The sequence below is a fragment of the Oleiharenicola lentus genome (genome assembly GCF_051660365.1).
Lineage (GTDB): Bacteria > Verrucomicrobiota > Verrucomicrobiia > Opitutales > Opitutaceae > Lacunisphaera > Lacunisphaera lenta_A.
On the sequence record NZ_JBOZXB010000002.1, the window covers coordinates 1,070,829 to 1,087,634 of the forward strand.

Here is a 16,806-nt window from a genome sequence, read left to right on the forward strand (position 1 = left end):
GATGAAAGCAAAGTTCACTCTGTCACTAACACTGCGCGCACTGCCCGGTTCAATGCGAAATCTCGCCGCGCTCGCCGCCATCGCACTCGCGAGCGGCTGCGCGACGAGCGGGCCGAATCATCTCTACGCGACTTTCACAACAGACAGCGCCATCCACGATGTCACTGCGGGCAAAGACATCCCGAAGATCATCCGGGCCGACGACCACGTGGTCGGCCTGGCCTACGATTTCAACACCGATCATCTCTTCGCGCGCATCGCACCCGCGCAGATCATTCGGGTGATCGAACGTCCTTCGGGAAAAATCCTGCGCGAGATGCCGTTGCCGATTGAACTGCACGCAACCACGCATGCTGATCTCGCGATTCGCTCGAGCGACCGTCACTTGTTCGCCGTTCATCGTGACGGACGCTCGATCGTGGAATTGCATCTTTTCGGGAAAACACTCCGCGTATTTTCACTCGTCGGCCAAACTGCGTCCATCGACGGTCTCGCCTTCGATCAACGCGACGGACATTTGCTTGTGCTCACAGGAAACCTTGTCGTGCGCTATTCTGTGCAGGGGGGCGAAGTCGATCGAGTGACACTTGATGCGCCAATTAACCGCCCCGTTTCGCTCGGATATGACTCTCACGCCCGGCACTACTTTGTGCCGCTTGATAACGGCTATGAAATTGGCGAATTCGACGCAAACGGTCAGATGCTCGGAATTACAGGGGGGCGTCCTGAAGGTGCCATCACGGCGCTTGATGCCGGCGCACGGTCACTCGTGCGCGTATTTTGAAAGTAACCCGGGGCGTCTTTCGCCTGTGTTCAATCCATCTCGGGCGAGAGCCCCGTGCTACTCACTGCACCCACGACACCGCTTCGATCTTGCGCGCCAGTTCGACGTCTTTGGCCGTCACTTTGTCACCGGCGTCATGGGTAGTTAACCGGATGGCGACGCGCTTGTAGACATTCGTCCATTCAGGATGATGGTTCAACGATTCAGCTTCGAAGCCCACCCGCACCATAAACGACAGCGCTTCGCGAAAATTGCCGAATTCGAATTCTTTCACCAGTCCATCTCGTTTGAATTTCCAACCGTCCAGAGTTTCCAGCGCGGCATCGATTTTAGAGCGAGATAAGGGTTTGGCCATAAACGCACTGAACTGCCGCCCTTCCCCCTTGTCAAATTTGCGCGCGCCTCCCTAAATCGCCAACCGCCCATGCCTTCAGAGAATTCCGCTCAAATCCCACAGCACATCGCCATCATCATGGATGGAAACGGGCGCTGGGCGAAACAACGCGGCCTGCCGCGCCTCGAAGGTCACCGCCGCGGGGTCGAAACCGTGCGCACCGTCGTCGATGCCGCCCGCGAACTCGGCATCCGTTACATCACGCTCTACGCATTTTCCGTGGAAAACTGGAAACGTCCGACCGAGGAAGTTTCCGGGCTGATGGGACTGCTCGATTATTTCCTCAAGCGTGAGCTGAACAATCTGATCAAAAACAAAGTGCGCCTGCTCACAATCGGCCGCACGGATCAGTTGCCCGCCAACGTCCAACGCGAACTGAACCGCGTTAAAGAAGCGACGAAAGAGTTCACCGAGTGGACGCTTGTGCTCGCGTTGAACTACGGTGCGCGCACCGAAGTCGCCGACGCCGCCAAAGCCTACGCCGCGGCCGTGCAAGCCGGCACTGAAAAGCTCGACGACGCTTCGTGGGAAAATTTCGCGCGCTACCTTTATACCGCGGATATTCCCGAGCCCGATCTACTCGTCCGCACTTCCGGGGAACAACGCATGAGTAACTTCCTGCTGATGCAATGCGCGTATTCGGAAATGGTTTTCACGCCGGTGCTGTGGCCCGACTTCGGCAAAGACGATTTGCAGGCCGCCATCGATGAATATAACAAACGCGAACGCCGCTACGGCCTCACGACCGAACAATTGAAAAGCGTCTCGAAATAACCCGAACTTTACCCCACCTCGCCATGGCCAAACGCATTTTCAGCACGCTCCTGCTCTGGGGCACAATTCTCGGCGGACTCTACCTCTTCGGCGCTCACGCCGCCATCGTGATGCTCACGCTGCTCACGGCACTGACGCTCCATGAATTCTACGGCATGACGGCGAAGATGGGCGCGCGCCCGTTTCACTGGATGGGCGTATTTATCGCCGCGCTCATGGTCGGCGCGCCTTACTACATCTCTTACTTCACCGGCGAACGTGACGTCGGCGGAATTCCCACCCTGCTCCTGATCGCGGCCCTCATCATTTCGTGTTACCGAGTGTTGGGCGAACGCGACACCAGTAACCGCGTCGAGACGATCGCCTCCACGGTGGGCGGCCTGTTGTTTATCCCGTTCATGCTGCAATTCCTCAGCGCCATCCTCATGCGCGACGCGGATAGCGGCGACAATCTCGCGCTGTGCTTGTGGCTCATCGCGGTTTCAAAATTCTGCGATGTCGGTGCGCTTTTGACCGGTCTTGCCTTCGGTAAACATAAAATGTGCCCGACGATCAGTCCGAAGAAAACGTGGGAAGGCGCTGTCGGCGGCGTTTTGATTTCCGCCGGACTCGGCGCAACCATCGCATTTTTCGCCTCGGCTCGTTTGCCCGAGGCCATGACGCCCCTCATCGCCGCGCTCATCGCCGTGCCGCTCGCGATCACGACAATTGTTTCAGATCTAATCGAGTCCGCCATCAAGCGTCGCGCCGACACCAAGGACACCGGCGCACTCATTCCTGGAATCGGCGGCGCGTTCGATTTGACGGACAGTTTAATCCTGACGTCACCGCTGGCATTTTTCATTTTCGAGTTCCTGCAATAACCGGCGCGTTGATCCCACTCTGTGTCCGGATTTAATTCTAAACGTCGCGTCGTTCTCCTCGGTGCTACTGGCTCCATCGGCGAAAACACGCTACGCGTCATCTCGGCGAATCGAGATCGCCTCGAACTCGTCGGCATCGCCTCGCACGGAAAGCACCAACGCCTCGCCGAGATCGCGCGCCAGTTCGGCGTAAAGCATGTCGGTGTTTACGATTCCGCTGCGTATAAAAATGCGCGCCAGAGCACAGAGTTTCCGGTCGGCACGCAATTCTACGAAGGCGCCGCCGGCTTGAGCGAACTGGCCGCGTTACCCGAGGCTGATGTCGTTTTGATCGCCGTCGTCGGCACGGCCGGCTTGCAACCCGCGCTCGCGGCGATCGCGGCAAAGAAGACCATCGCCCTCGCCTCGAAGGAAGTGCTCGTGCTCGCAGGAAAATTTGTGATGGCCGCCGCGCGCGCCAGCGGCAGCGCCTTGCTGCCCGTCGACAGCGAGCACAACGCCGTTTTCCAATGTCTCGAAGGCCACCGCTCCAGCGACGTGCGCCGCGTGGTGCTCACCGCGTCGGGCGGGGCGTTTCGCGATTGGCCCGTGGAAAAACTTTCCACCGTCACCGTCGCCGACGCGCTGAAGCATCCGAACTGGGCGATGGGCCCGAAGATTACTGTCGATTCGGCCACGCTCGCAAACAAAGGCCTCGAATTAATGGAAGCCCAAGTGCTGTTCGGCCTGCGTCCCGAGCAGTGTCAGGCCGTCATTCATCTGCAGAGCGTCGTGCATTGTCTCGTTGAATTTAAAGACGGTTCGATGCTCGCGCAGATGTGCCCGCCGTCGATGACGTTTCCGATTCAACACGCGTTGCTTTACCCCGAACGCGCGCCCGCCGGCACGGACAGCGCGTTGCCGCTGGAGAAAATTTTCTCCCTCGATTTTCGGCCGGCCGACGAAGGCCGTTATCCGTGTCTGCGCCTTGCGCGCGAATCGATGCAGGCAGGCGGTGTCGCTCCCGCCACCTATAACGCCGCGAACGAAGTCGCCGTGGCGGCTTTCTTGCAAAACCAGGTGCCCTTCCTTGCCATTCCCGGCATTATCGCTAAAACCTTGGCCGCCGTGAGAAACTTCGAACCAGGCACACTGGCCGAAGTCCTTGCGGCCGACGCCGAAGCCCGGCGCCTCGCCCTTCAATTTATTTAAACAGATTCGCCGTTCGGCTTCGCTCCCTACCCAAGCCATCCCCACATGGAATTATTTTCCGGTATTTTTAGCAGCATCTGGTCGATCTTTCTCATCGTCCTTTTCTTCGGCGGTTCGATTTTTGTCCACGAACTCGGTCACTTCCTCGCCGCCCGCCGTCGCGGAGTAAAAGTTGAACGTTTCTCCATCGGCTTCGGTCCGAAGATTTTTGCGTGGCGCGGCAAAGACGGCGTCGAATATCGCCTCTCGTGGCTTCCGCTCGGCGGCTACGTCGCGTTGCCGCAACTCGCCGATATGTCCGCCATCGAAGGCGAATCCGAGGACGTGGAAAAACTCCCGCCGGTCAGTTACACGACCAAGGTGATCGTTTTCGTCGCGGGCGCAGTCTTCAATATTCTCTTCGCGCTGGTGCTCGCGACTATCCTCTGGATTTCCGGCCGCCCTGAATCGGAACACGTCACGTCGACTCGCATCGGTTACGTCGCGGAGCGGATTGAACTGCCCGATAAAACCATCGTGCCCAGTCCTGCCTTCGCCGCCGGCCTCAAGCCCGGTGACAAAATCATTTCGATCGACGGTAAGACGATGCGCAGCTGGCAGGATATTCTCAATTCCATCGTCTTGAGCACTCGCGTGGACGCAGCCGGCGAGCGGACAGCGATCTTCACGATCGAGCGCGATAACTCGATTCAAGACATCACCGTGAAACCTGTCCGCACGGGCGAAGAACGTTTTCGCAAAGTCGGCATCGACGCCGCCTACGAAGTGCTGGTCAAAAATGTTCGCCCCGATTCGGCCGGCGCCAAGATCGGCCTCCAGGCGAACGATCGCTTCGCGGAGTTGGACGGCAAACGCATCTGGAGTCTCCTTTCGCTGGGCATGCAGTTGTCCAAAGAAGCCGGCGTGGAACAAAAGCTCACGATCCTGCGCGATGGAAAACCGCTCGTGCTCACGCTCAAATCCGTCGGGGCCGACGCCTCGAAGTCACTTCAAGGCGTGGAGTTCACCACCAACTGGCGCCAGCTTCATCAATCGCCTTTGGAGCAAATTCAAGTCGTGCTCACGAACACTTACCAAACGCTGACCACGTTACTTCACCCCAAAGGCGACGTCAGCGCCCAGAACATGAGCGGCGTCATCGGAATCGGTCGCGGTTTTTGGGACGCCCTGCAATCGGATCATCCGGTCGCGTTCGTGCTCTGGTTCACGGTTATGATCAACGTCAGCCTGGCGTTCTTCAACCTGCTCCCGATTCCCGTGCTCGACGGCGGCCACATCGTCCTCGCCACGATCGCGAAGCTGCGAGGTAAACCACTCCCGCAAAATTTCGTCCTGACCACCCAAAGTGTCTTCATGGTGCTGCTCTTCGGGCTCATGCTCTACGTCACGGTGTTCGGCGACATGCGCCGCATCTTGAGTGATTTCCGCGCCGAAGCGGCGGCTCAAAAAGCCGAGTCGAGCAAAGCAGAGCCGGCCAAGCCTTGACGCTTTTTGCGCCCTGCGCACCTTGTGACGCATGTCTTATTGCGCGTCCCGCTACCACACGATCCGCCGCCGCACTGTTGAAGTGATGGTCGGTTCTGTCGGCGTCGGCGCGCACAATCCCGTGCGAATCCAGTCGATGACGACGAGCGACACGCAAGACATCGACGCCACAGTAAAACAATCCATCGCGCTCGCCGAAGTCGGTTGCGAAATCGTCCGCATCACCGCGCCCAACGTGCCGGCGGCGCGCTGCCTCAAGGATATTCGCGCAAAAATTTCCGCCGCCGGTTTCGCGCACATTCCTCTCGTCGCTGACATCCATTTCCTACCGTCCGCCGCGATGGAAGCCGTCGAGCACGTGGAAAAAATTCGCGTCAATCCAGGCAACTACGCCGACAAAAAGAAATTTGCCGTCAAGGAATACACCGACCGCGATTACGAACAGGAGCTGGAGCGCTTGCACGAATCGTTTTCGCCGCTCGTGAAGCGTTGCAAAGAGCTCGGCCGCGCGATGCGCATCGGGACGAACCACGGTTCACTTTCCGACCGCATCATGAACCGCTACGGCGACACGCCTCTCGGCATGGTGGAGAGCGCGCTGGAGTTTCTCCGCATCGCGCGTTCGCACGATTATCAAGGCATCGTGCTTTCGATGAAAGCGAGCAACCCGAAGGTGATGATCCAAGCTTATCGCCTGCTCGTCGAACGCATGCAGCAGGAGGACATGCATTATCCGTTGCATCTCGGCGTGACGGAAGCCGGCGACGGCGAAGATGGCCGCATTAAATCCGCAATCGGCATCGGCAGTCTGCTCCTCGACGGCCTCGGTGACACCATCCGCGTATCGCTCACCGAGGATTCCGTTTACGAGATCCCGGTCGCGCGCGCCATTGCCCAAAAAGCGATGAGCCTCTGGCAAGCGCCCCAACCCGACGCCAGCGCGTTTCCGCTGAGTGATTCGCTCGACCCGTTTCATTTCGTGCGTCGCGAGACCAGCGTCTTGCAGCTTTCTGAAAAATGCACGGTTGGCCCTGAGCAAGCGCCCCGCGTCATCGTGCGCGCCGCGGGCATCGCCGCGCTTTCGGAAACAGCGAAACAACTTTCCGCGCCGAAGCTCAAAGACACACCGCCGGAAGGCCTGCTCGTTAAAATCGAGTGCGTCGCCGACCTCACCGCGCTGCGCGACTCCGTCGCGACGCTCGATCTTCCGGTTGAATTCCTTGCGCTCGAACTCTCGCCCGCGCTCACGCCCGCCGACCTCGACGCCACGCTGGTCGCGAGCAAACGCCGGTTGATGCTTGTGCGTTCTTTCGCCGCCGACGAAACGGCGAGGCTCAACGATTTCGTGACGCTCGTGCGCAAGCACGGTCATTTTCTCGCCGTCGAAATCGCGCCCGAACACTTCACGGCTTACGAAAATCTCCTGCGCCAACTCGGCGACGCGAACCTGCTCTTCACGCTCTCTGTGCTGCGTCCGCAATCCGTAGCAACGCACGCGACCGGCGCATATCGTCGCCTACTCGAACACCTCAAAGCCGCCAGCTCGAAAGCTCCAATCTGGATTCGCAACACCGCCGGCGTCGCCGTGAGCGGCGACAATAGTTTTCTGTCGAAATTAATCGAAGCGAGTTTCCTTACCGGTGGACTGCTTTGCGATGGCGTGGGCGATCTCGTCAGCATCGAAACCGAAACGGACGCCGCCCGCGCCACTAAACTTTGCTACAACGTCTTGCAAGGCGCCGGAGCGCGCATTTCAAAAACCGAATTCGTGGCCTGCCCGAGTTGCGGTCGCACACTGTTTGATCTGCAAACCACGACGCAGCGCATCCGCGCGCAAACCGGTCACCTCAAAGGCGTGAAAATCGCCATCATGGGCTGCATCGTCAACGGCCCGGGAGAAATGGCGGACGCCGATTTCGGTTACGTCGGCGGTGCACCGGGAAAAATCAATCTCTACGTCGGCAAAAACTGCGTCCAATACAACATCCCGCAGGTTGAAGCCGACGCCCGCCTCATCGCACTCATCCGCGAGCACGGCAAATGGGCCGACCCCGAGCCGCATCAGTTAGCGAACGCCTAGTTGCACCGTCGCAGTGGCGCTCGTTATTGCGCTGCTGCGCAGGCCCGGCGTGAAATGCACGCTTCAATGCGTGAACTAAAAAAATTTCGCGCTCAGCCCTCGTGCCAATTTCCCGATCTTACGTCATATCGCCGTTAGCGCGCCGCTTCTGAAATGCATATTCCGGGTGTTTTCAGAGGAAAAATCACCGCCGAGTTACGAAGCGTTTTTCGCAACCAAATAATCTGAAAAGTTATCGTTCGGTTTTTGTGAATAAACTGTCGGGAAGTTGCTCTTGAAACGCATTTTTTGATTCACGTTATTCGCAAAGTCATTTTTAACCGTCCTCCTCCCGGTTGTTCTTTGTTCAGTCCCGCTCCGCACTCCGTGCACCGCCTCCCTCAAGGTTCTCCTTAGACGCTGGCTTCTAACTACTTTCCCGCATCCTCCCCACGCGCGATTGGGTTAAAGTCTCCCTTTACCATTTTCCCTTGCGAGCGACGGCCCACGACGAGCGAAACGGCCCTGAAACAAAAGCAATTGCCGGGTTGTGAATAAACCGTCACCACACTCGCACGCTCATGCCCCCATCACCACTCCAGGCCAGTCTCTGGGAAACCGTCAAATCCGACCTCAAAGCCGTATTTCCGGATGACGTGTATCAAATGTGGTTTGAACCGATGCGCTGCCTCGATAGCTCCGAAGACGCCATTGCGCTCGGCGTGCCTAATGATTTCGCCGCGATCTGGATTCACGACAACTACCTCGATCTGATCACCCAAAAACTGCGTGCCGCCGCCGGTCGCATGGTTTCGGTTAATTTGAAGAAGTGCGCCAGCAACGGCACCGCTGTGCAAGTGCCGGCCATCGAACCCAAGAGCCGCATCGCTCCCGCTAAACGCACGGTTCGCTACGACGAGCGCTCTGCTGCCGCCGGTTCGCTCAACCCGCGCAACACCTTCGAAAATTTCGTCGTTGGTTCGAACAACCAACTCGCGCACGCCGCCGCGCTCGCGGTCGCGCAAGCTCCCGCGCAGGCCTACAATCCGCTTTTCATCCACGGCTCGACTGGTCTCGGTAAGACCCACCTGATGCACGCCATCGGGCACAGCATTTTACAGCGCAACCCCGAGGCCAAGATCGCCTACCTTTCTACGGAGAAGTTCACGAACGAATACATCCACGCGATCCAAGAGAACGCGCTCACGAAGTTCCGCCAGCGCTATCGCAACGTCGATGTCCTCCTCGTGGACGACGTGCAGTTCCTCGCCGGCAAGGAACGCATCCAGGAAGAATTTTTCCACACGTTCAACGACCTCTTCGAGTCGCAGAAACAGATCATCATTTCCAGCGATCGTCCCGTGACGGAAATCGCCACACTCGAAGCCCGGCTCGTTTCTCGTTTCCAATGGGGCCTGTCCGCCGACGTTCAGTCGCCCGACCTCGAGACTCGCGTCGCCATCCTTCGCACCAAAGCCGCCACGCTGAAGATTCAGCTACCGCCCGCCGTGATCGATTTCATGGCGCAGCACATCTCGAAAAACATCCGTCGTCTCGAAGGTGCGCTCATCAAGATTTCTAGCTACGCTGCCCTCACCGGCAAAACGCTCGACCTCGCGACGGCCGAAAATCTTCTCAAGGACGTGCTCATGGAGGAGGCGCAAAATCGCCTCAACATCGAAGGCATCCAAAAGCGCGTCGCCGATCACTACCAAATCCGTCATTCCGACATGACGAGCAAGCGCCGGCCCAACGCCATCGCGTTTCCGCGTCAGATAGCGATGTATCTCTCGCGCCAACTCACCCGTCACTCTTTGCAGGAAATCGGCCAGGCTTTCGGCGGACGCGACCATGGCACCGTCATTCACGCAGTAAAGACCGTCGAGAACATGATGGATCAGGACGACTCCGTAAAAGGCAGCGTCGACTTCTTGAAAGCCCAACTTTCCAAGTAAGCATTTTTCACTCTGACTTTAAGGGCTTGGCGAGTTGCCAAGCCCTTTTTCTTTGGTAGGTTTCCCGCCAACTCATCCATGAAACTTTCGCCCGAACAAAAAGAAACCGTCGCCACCTGGGTGGCCGCCGGTGACAACCTTTCCACTGTCCAGAAAAAGCTCCGCGACGAGCTCAAGATTTCGATGACTTATATGGACGTCCGTTTTCTCGTGGATGATCTCGGCCTCGAACTCAAAAATCCCGCGCCTAAAGCCGACACGTCTGACGTCAGCAAAACTCCGGCGCCCCAACCTGCTGCCGCGCCCGCAGCCGATGACGATTCCCACGCAGACGAAAATCTACCCGAAGGCGGCGCACCTCCGGACGAAGAGCTTCCCGAAGACGCCGGCGTGGCCCCAGACGGCACGCTCCCGCTCGCAACGAACGTCTCGCTCGAACTCGACCGCATTGTCCGCCCCGGCACCGTCGTGAGCGGCACCGTGACCTTCACCGATGGCATGACCGGCAACTGGGGCCTTGATCAATACGGCCGCCTAATGCTCGACGCTGCGACCAAGGGCTACAAACCCTCGCCCACCGACATCCAAGCGTTCCAAAAAGAACTCCAAGTCCAGCTCCAGAAGCAGGGCTATTGAGCTTCGGGGAAATCGCCCGCGCGCCGATCAGTCTTTAGCGACGAGCGGTGATCACGGCACTTCGCGCATTTGCTCCAGCATTTGCCGCGCCGCATCCAAATCAGGACGAAGCCGCACCGCTTCCTGAAAATGCTTCTTCGCTTCACTCCAGCGCTGGAGTTGGATTAGCGCGTTGCCGAGATTGTAGTGGGTCAGCGCATAATCTGGACTCAACCTTAGCGCCTCTTGATAACTCGCTACGGCCTCGAGTGGCTGTCGCAATTCAACGAGCACAATTCCCAGATTCGCGTGCGCTTCCGCCAGCGAGGGTTTCAGACGCACCGTTTCCACAAGCGTCGTCCGCGCTTCGTCCATGCGCCCCGCTTGCGCGAGCAATATCCCCAGATTTAACCGGGCCGCGATCTGCTCAGCATCCAATCGAATCGCTTCGCGGTAAGCGGCCATCGCCTCCTCCGTTCGACCCACACCCGTCAGCGCACGCCCGAGAAAATAATGCGCATCCGGCATCGTTGCCACCGCGAGAATTGCTCCGCGTAAATGCGGAATCGCCTCCTCGTAAGCGCCGCGATCCACCAACAGCGCACCCAAATTCGCATGCACTGGCACATACTGCGGCGCGATCCGCAGCGCCGCACGATAACACGCGATCGCTTCATCCACCTGACCCGATGCCCCGTAAGCCAGGCCCAAGTTGTAACGCTTGAGCGCGGAGTCGGGATCAAGCTCTAGTGATTCCGCATAATACCTTATCGCTTCCGCCAAATTCCCGCGTGCGAAATGCGCGGTGCCGAGCCCGGCCAACGCTCGCGAGTTATGCGGCGATGCCGCGACGGTGCCTTCCCATAGCGTCAGATCATCCCGGTAATCATGATTACGCGCGATCGTTGCTCCCCCCGAAGCCACCGCTATCAGCGCTAACCCGACGCACCCACGTCGCCCCAGCCAGTGCACCACGCCCACCGCAGCCAGCGCCACGACCGCAATCAGCGGTAAATACATCCGATGCTCCGCGATAGTCTGCGTCGTGAGCGGCACGATGCTCGAACTCGGCGCGAGAATCACAAAAAACCACGCGCCCACAAAACCAATTACCGGCCGACGCCACAACGCGAACGCCGTGCCACCGAGCAATCCCACGATAATGACGCCCCGCCACCAAACGTCGCCGAGCGATTTCACCACCGGCGTGCCATAGTCGACGATCAACGGATGCGGCCAGAACGACAGCTTCAGATAAATCGTCAGCGCACGACACTGCGTCAGTAAATATTCCCACGAGGTAACGCCTAAGCCGAAGCCCACGGTGCGCCCACGCTGCTGATTGTGCAGCATTAGCCACGCAAGCCACAACCAGGTCGCCGCCAGCGCGAGATAAAGTTTTTTATGCCGCTGCCACGCTCCGCGAAATGTCCCGCTGATAAAGGTGCGGTCGTAAAGCAGGGCCAGCACCGGCGCGCCGGCCACGATTTCTTTGCTCGTCATGCCGGCCACACAGGCCGCAATCGTCAGCGCGAACCAAACTTGGCTGCCCGATGCCGTCGCGCGGATAAAACCATAAATCGTCGCCAGGAAAAACAGCCCACCGAGCACCTCGGTGCGCTGGATCACGCACGTCACCGATTCGGTCAGCAATGGGTGCACCAACCAAATCAGCGCCATGCACCACGCCAATAGTTCGGCATTTTCGCGCACGCGCGCACTCATCACGTCCGAGCGCAAGGTCCGGCGCGCGATTCCCCACAGCGCCAGTCCGGCGAGCGCATGCAAAAAAACATTCATCACGTGATACCCGCGCACCTCGAAACCGCCGATGGCGAAGTTGATCGCCAGCGACAAATTCACCAGCGGACGCCCCGTTACGCCCTCGCCGTTGGCCGGCGGTGAAAGCGGCACGGTCAATGGCCAGAGCTGACGAATCGTGGGGTTGCCTTGAATCGATGGGCCGTCGTCGAACACAAACGGCACGTCGAAAGAATTCCAATAAACGACGAAAGCCGCGATCAAGAGCGCGCCACCGCCAAGCAATGTTTGCCGGTTAAGCATTCAGCATCCGCACGAATTCGACTTCGTCGATTACCGCGACTCCCAACTCCTTCGCTTTCTCAAGTTTTGAACCGGCTTCCGCCCCCGCGAGCACATAACTGGTTTTCTTGCTCACACTCCCGGACACTTTGCCACCGGCGGCTTCGATTTTTTCAGCAGCTTCGTCGCGAGTCATTGTTGGCAACGTGCCCGTGAGCACGAACGTCTTGCCCGCAAACACCGTGCTTCCGCCCGCGGCTTTCGCCGCAGGTGCCTGCGGCTTCACGCCTATTTCCAGCAACTCGGTAACGACGGCCCGATTTCTTGGCTCTGCAAAGAATCCGACAATCGCCGCCGCCATCGTTTCACCGATGCCGGCGATCACCACGGTTTTGTTCGCGATAAAATCTTCCATCTTCGCGTCGGCGAGTTTCTCCAAATCACGAAAGTGCGCAGCCAAATCCTTCGACGCCGCCACGCCGACGTGCGGAATGCCGAGCCCGTGAATCACGCGCCACAGCTCGCGGGTCTTCGCCGTTTCAATCGCCGCGAGTAAGTTGTCCGTGGATTTTCCGACGTTTTTGCCGAGCGTCAGCAAGTCATCGCGCTTCAACCGGAAAAGATCAGGCATTTCCTTCACCCAGCCTTTCTCCACCAAATCGTCGATCATCGCACCGCCCAAGCCGTCGATATCCAGCGCCCCTTTGGAAACGAAGTGTCCGAGCCGACGCCGCACTTGCGTCGGACAACTCAAATTCGGACAACGCATCGCGACCTCGCCCTCTAGTTGCACGACCGGCGTCTCGCACACCGGACATTTTTTTGGAAACTGATACGGCTCACACGAAGGAGTCCGACGTTTCAAATTCACCTCGATGACAGCTGGGATGATTTCGCCGGCTTTTTCCACGAGCACGTAGTCGCCGATGCGGATGTCTTTGCGCGCGATCTCGTCTTTGTTGTGCAACGTGGCGCGCTGCACCGTGGTTCCAGCAAGCAACACTGGCTCAAGTTCGGCCACCGGCGTCAGCACTCCCGTGCGCCCCACTTGCACCGTGATCGCCTTGATGCGCGTCTCCGCGCGCTCGGCGGCAAACTTATACGCGATCGCCCAACGCGGTGCTTTCGACGTGCTGCCGGCTTCGCGTTGCAGACGAAAATCGTCCAGCTTCACCACCGCGCCATCAGTCGCGTAAGCGAACGAATGGCGCAATTTATCGAGTTCGTTCACCGCCGCCCACGCCGCATCAATTCCCGTCGCGCACCAATAGCGCTCCACCGTCGGCAAACCCCATTGCTTCACGAGTGCGTGGTAACCGCTTTGTTTATCGGCCACGGCCGGTTCGCAAAAACCCACACCGTAAAGCACGATCTCAAGTTTACGCTTCGCGACTTCTTTCGTGTCGAGCTGCTTGATTGTGCCCGATGCAAGATTGCGCGGATTCGCGTAAAGTTCTTCGCCCGCTTCTTCACGCTCTTTATTGATGCGCTGAAATTCCTCCGTGGTGAGATAAATTTCACCGCGAATCTCGATCACATCGGGAATGGGCGCATGCTTCGACGCCTTCAGCTCGCGGGGCAGCGAATGAATCGTCTTGGCGTTCTCCGTGACATCGTCGCCTTCCTCGCCGTTGCCGCGCGTGACTGCGCGCACGAGTTTTCCGTGTTCATAAGTCACGCTCACCGCGAGGCCGTCAACTTTGGGCTCGATCACGTATGCCAGTTCTTCGCGATTAAACAGTTTCACCAGCCGCTGGTGAAACTCACGAAATTCCTGCTCAGAATACGTATTGTCCAAACTCTGCATCCGCGCCCGATGCCGGTATTGGGTGAAACTCGCTAGGCGATCGTCGCCGACTTTCTCCGTCGGCGATTCCTGCGTGGCGAACTCCGGAAACTTCGCCTCCAAGTCCGCGAGTTCGCGCTTCAATGCATCGTAATCAAAATCCGCGATCTCCGGCTTCGCGTTGCGGTAATACAACTCGTCGTGCCGCGCGATTTTTTCGCGGAGCGTGGAAATCTTTTTTTTGGCATCAGCCGGTGTCATGGGGCGGGCGTGAGATTGGCGAGAGGTAACGATTCAACTCCGGGCCTGCGTCGCCGCAACGGCATTTCGAGCAGGAGCTGGTAAGGTTTCCAATACGCATAAAGCGTCGCCGCCACCACTGCGCCGAGCGTGTCGGCGATCCAGTCTTTGAGGTCAAACGTGCGCATCGCCGTGAAGCTTTGGCGAAACTCGTCGCCCAAGCCATACCCTGAAGTGAGCAGCACCGCCCAAATCACGCCCGCCAAAGGTCGTTCACGCAGCCAGCGATTACGAATCACCGCGGTGGCTAGCGCGCCGTAGATGGCGAAGTGCGCCACCTTATCCAATTGAAACCATCCGCTTTCAATCGCCACCGCGGCGCGCCCGGAGCACCAGGTGACGGTGGCCGCGAGCAACATCGGCCACATCCAAGCGCGGCTTGCGTTCCAACGTCTGCTCATCGCGAGGTTTGGATTGCGCGCAAAAGCGGCTCACGAATCGCCAACATTCCTTTGTAGCTCGCGACATCATCGGGCATGGTTCGCAATGCGCGCTCAAATCCTTTCGCCACGACCGCGTCTCTCAAAAGCACTTCGACCGGAATGACGCGGAGCTTGATTCCAAAAATCACTCCGCGTGTCACCGGCAGCGCGGCCAAAATTTGGTCCTCGATGCGCACCCACATTTTTTGGAGATCGATCGGCAGCGCCAGTCGCGGGTTCTCGCGATGCGGGTGCATGTTGAGTTCCGCCGTCGCGGCGAGGCCCCAATTTGCACGCTCAAAGGCCAGACCCGGACGCAGTTTTTGCAGAAACTGCCCGATGCTGGCTCCCAAAGTCGCATTCAGTCGCGGCACCACCCCGTGAATTGATTCCAAGCCGAGTCCAAATTTTTCGGCGGGAGCCCACGACGACGGAAAACACACCACGCCCGCCTGAAGTTGAAAATGCCCGGGTGTGTCCTCACGCATCAGCATAAAATCCGGCTCCAGAGCCTCGCCAAGTTGCAGCAACCGCTCGCGCGCGCTGCCTGGTTTCACACCCGCGCCCACCCATTGCGGTGCCAGCGATGCCAACTCATCAACCAGCGGTTCGGCCTCCGGTAAAAATCCCAAGTAGTGCTGCGGTTCCGTGGCCAACCACCATTTGCGTTCCGCCAGCACCGCCAAATCCGGCCGGCTGAAAAACTCTGTAAGATCGCCCTTCCTCAACGTCAGATGGAAGCGGTAATCTTCATCAGGAAAAAGCTCGGGGAGTGGTAGCGGCATAACCTGCTTTAACCGTGCGAAATGCAGGCATGCTGCCAAGCTTCCGCCGCACCCTTTCACAAAAAAATGGTCGGGCCGGTGAGATTCGAACTCAGAGAGGCGCAGACGAGTCATCCGAACCATCAACGCGATACAGAAATTGCGAAATGAGCAGCACACCAAAACGCGCATTCATTTTACGGAGTGGACATCAACACGTCTTTTTTCCGAAGGACTCGGTTGAACTCTGCCGGCAGCACAGCATGCACGTGAAATGACGCCCGCGGGTCTCCTCTACTCGGGGAGAACCTCAAAAGGAATATTGCGCGTTCACTTGCAGCACGAACCAGTTTTCCCGGTCACTTGTGAAATAACCCAAATCAGCTCCCGCTCGGAAGCGTTCGACTGTGCCGCTGATTCCTGCCCCAAAGTAAAATTGGCCGGCAGATGATGATTTCGAGAGACCCGCGCCAAGGTTAGATCCGTTGATGGCTGAACTGCGAATCGTGGCATCGCTTCCAGATAAATGTTCGAGCCACGCCACGGTCGCATGAGGAATCCAATTTCCCTGACGGCCGCTGACGCGCACGCCTGCCACGCCGTAAGATTCATCCACCGAGAAAGCTTGCAGGATACGGCGATCGGGAGCCGTCCCCTGCTCCGTAAACCCATCGGTGTCGGAAGTCGCTTTGCTCAGACCGATAAAAGGTTGGGCGGAGACCGCGTCGTTCATCGGGATCTCATAGGAAATCCGCACGGCAAACGAACCGCCCTCGCTGTCGTAGTTGGCCTTCGACGTGCCTGCATCGTTCACACGCGTGCCATCGTTACTCGTGTTGTCGATCGCACCGGCTACCGACATACGGAAGTTTCCCGCTTCAACGCCCACCCATGCACGGCCCTGAACGGTGGAGGCTTCCACCGTGCCGTGGATCGGCGTGGGCGCAGGGGAATTCACCTCGCTGTAACTCGTTTTGATACGAGCGCCGCCGACACCGATACCAAAATTCCAGTTAGCTTTTTTCCAGTTGTAGCCAATCAGGCCGGTCGCACCGTCTGCTTCGCGGGAAAAGCTATCATCACCGCGATCGATCTCGCGGGAAAGATATCCGGTCGAGGCTACAATTCCGGTAGCCGCGATCAGCGAGTTATCCAGACCTACAAGATCGTGCCGCGAGAGCGCCACCTGGGTTTCGACGCCCGAAGCATACCCATTGAGAGTATCAAAGTTTGAAACTTGGGCCGGGAGCCCCGACGAAATCGCGACCGTCAATAGCGCGAAAGCAAACAGGCGGGACGAAGGGATTCGAGAGCTCATAACTGGGGTAGTATACGGTGGAGTGATTGGAAACGAGAGATCCTGCAAAGCTG

General features: G+C 58.4%; 14 protein-coding genes. 8 read left to right on the forward strand and 6 right to left on the reverse strand.

What is annotated here, in order from left to right; genetic code table 11:
- The first annotated feature begins 1 nt into the window (after nt 1).
- Nucleotides 2–784 (forward strand): hypothetical protein, encoded by a 783-nt coding sequence (locus tag ACRRQW_RS19420; RefSeq protein WP_438483282.1) that lies wholly within the window; start codon nt 2–4, stop codon nt 782–784.
- Between the two features lie 61 nt (nt 785–845).
- Here ACRRQW_RS19420 and ACRRQW_RS19425 read toward each other — a convergent pair whose 3' ends face one another.
- Complete coding sequence (locus ACRRQW_RS19425; RefSeq protein WP_438483283.1) at nt 846–1,139, reverse strand: 4a-hydroxytetrahydrobiopterin dehydratase; 294 nt, start codon at nt 1,137–1,139, stop codon at nt 846–848.
- A gap of 69 nt (nt 1,140–1,208) precedes the next feature.
- On the opposite strand from ACRRQW_RS19425, the gene ACRRQW_RS19430 reads away from it, so the two are divergent.
- The 7 genes from ACRRQW_RS19430 (at nt 1,209) to ACRRQW_RS19460 (ending at nt 10,141) form a co-directional block, all read left to right on the forward strand.
- Nucleotides 1,209–1,952: an isoprenyl transferase gene (locus tag ACRRQW_RS19430; protein WP_438483284.1), complete on the forward strand. Its 744-nt coding sequence runs from the start codon at nt 1,209–1,211 to the stop codon at nt 1,950–1,952.
- A 23-nt stretch (nt 1,953–1,975) separates the two neighbouring features.
- Nucleotides 1,976–2,815 (forward strand): phosphatidate cytidylyltransferase, encoded by an 840-nt coding sequence (locus ACRRQW_RS19435; RefSeq protein ID WP_438483285.1) that lies wholly within the window; start codon nt 1,976–1,978, stop codon nt 2,813–2,815.
- 21 nt (nt 2,816–2,836) lie between these two features.
- Nucleotides 2,837–4,006, forward strand: a complete 1,170-nt coding sequence (gene dxr, locus ACRRQW_RS19440) for a 1-deoxy-D-xylulose-5-phosphate reductoisomerase (protein ID WP_438483286.1) — start codon at nt 2,837–2,839, stop codon at nt 4,004–4,006.
- Nucleotides 4,007–4,051: 45 nt separating this feature from the next.
- Complete coding sequence (locus ACRRQW_RS19445) at nt 4,052–5,491, forward strand: site-2 protease family protein (RefSeq protein WP_438483287.1); 1,440 nt, start codon at nt 4,052–4,054, stop codon at nt 5,489–5,491.
- 31 nt (nt 5,492–5,522) lie between these two features.
- The gene (gene ispG / locus ACRRQW_RS19450) at nt 5,523–7,571 is read left to right on the forward strand and encodes a (E)-4-hydroxy-3-methylbut-2-enyl-diphosphate synthase (protein ID WP_438483288.1); all 2,049 of its coding nucleotides are present in this window, start codon (nt 5,523–5,525) and stop codon (nt 7,569–7,571) included.
- A 560-nt stretch (nt 7,572–8,131) separates the two neighbouring features.
- On the forward strand, nt 8,132–9,505 hold the full coding sequence (gene dnaA, locus ACRRQW_RS19455) for a chromosomal replication initiator protein DnaA (RefSeq protein ID WP_438483289.1): 1,374 nt from the start codon (nt 8,132–8,134) through the stop codon (nt 9,503–9,505).
- 78 nt (nt 9,506–9,583) lie between these two features.
- Nucleotides 9,584–10,141 carry a hypothetical protein gene (locus ACRRQW_RS19460; protein WP_438483290.1) on the forward strand — a complete coding sequence of 186 codons (558 nt, stop codon included), beginning with the start codon at nt 9,584–9,586 and terminating at the stop codon, nt 10,139–10,141.
- Nucleotides 10,142–10,192: 51 nt separating this feature from the next.
- Here ACRRQW_RS19460 and ACRRQW_RS19465 read toward each other — a convergent pair whose 3' ends face one another.
- From ACRRQW_RS19465 to ACRRQW_RS19485, 5 genes are all read right to left on the reverse strand, one after another.
- Nucleotides 10,193–12,184: a tetratricopeptide repeat protein gene (locus tag ACRRQW_RS19465; RefSeq protein WP_438483291.1), complete on the reverse strand. Its 1,992-nt coding sequence runs from the start codon at nt 12,182–12,184 to the stop codon at nt 10,193–10,195.
- Nucleotides 12,177–14,210: an NAD-dependent DNA ligase LigA gene (gene ligA, locus ACRRQW_RS19470; protein WP_438483292.1), complete on the reverse strand. Its 2,034-nt coding sequence runs from the start codon at nt 14,208–14,210 to the stop codon at nt 12,177–12,179. The genes ACRRQW_RS19465 and ligA overlap by 8 nt, the downstream gene beginning before the upstream one ends.
- Entirely contained in the window at nt 14,207–14,650 is a 444-nt protein-coding gene (locus tag ACRRQW_RS19475) for a VanZ family protein (protein ID WP_438483293.1), read from the reverse strand. The genes ligA and ACRRQW_RS19475 overlap by 4 nt, the downstream gene beginning before the upstream one ends.
- Entirely contained in the window at nt 14,647–15,456 is an 810-nt protein-coding gene (locus ACRRQW_RS19480; RefSeq protein ID WP_438483294.1) for a heme-dependent oxidative N-demethylase subunit alpha family protein, read from the reverse strand. The genes ACRRQW_RS19475 and ACRRQW_RS19480 overlap by 4 nt, the downstream gene beginning before the upstream one ends.
- A gap of 289 nt (nt 15,457–15,745) precedes the next feature.
- Nucleotides 15,746–16,801, reverse strand: coding sequence for an autotransporter outer membrane beta-barrel domain-containing protein (locus tag ACRRQW_RS19485; protein ID WP_438483295.1), 1,056 nt, complete (start codon nt 16,799–16,801; stop codon nt 15,746–15,748).
- Between the last annotated feature and the right edge of the window lie 5 nt (nt 16,802–16,806).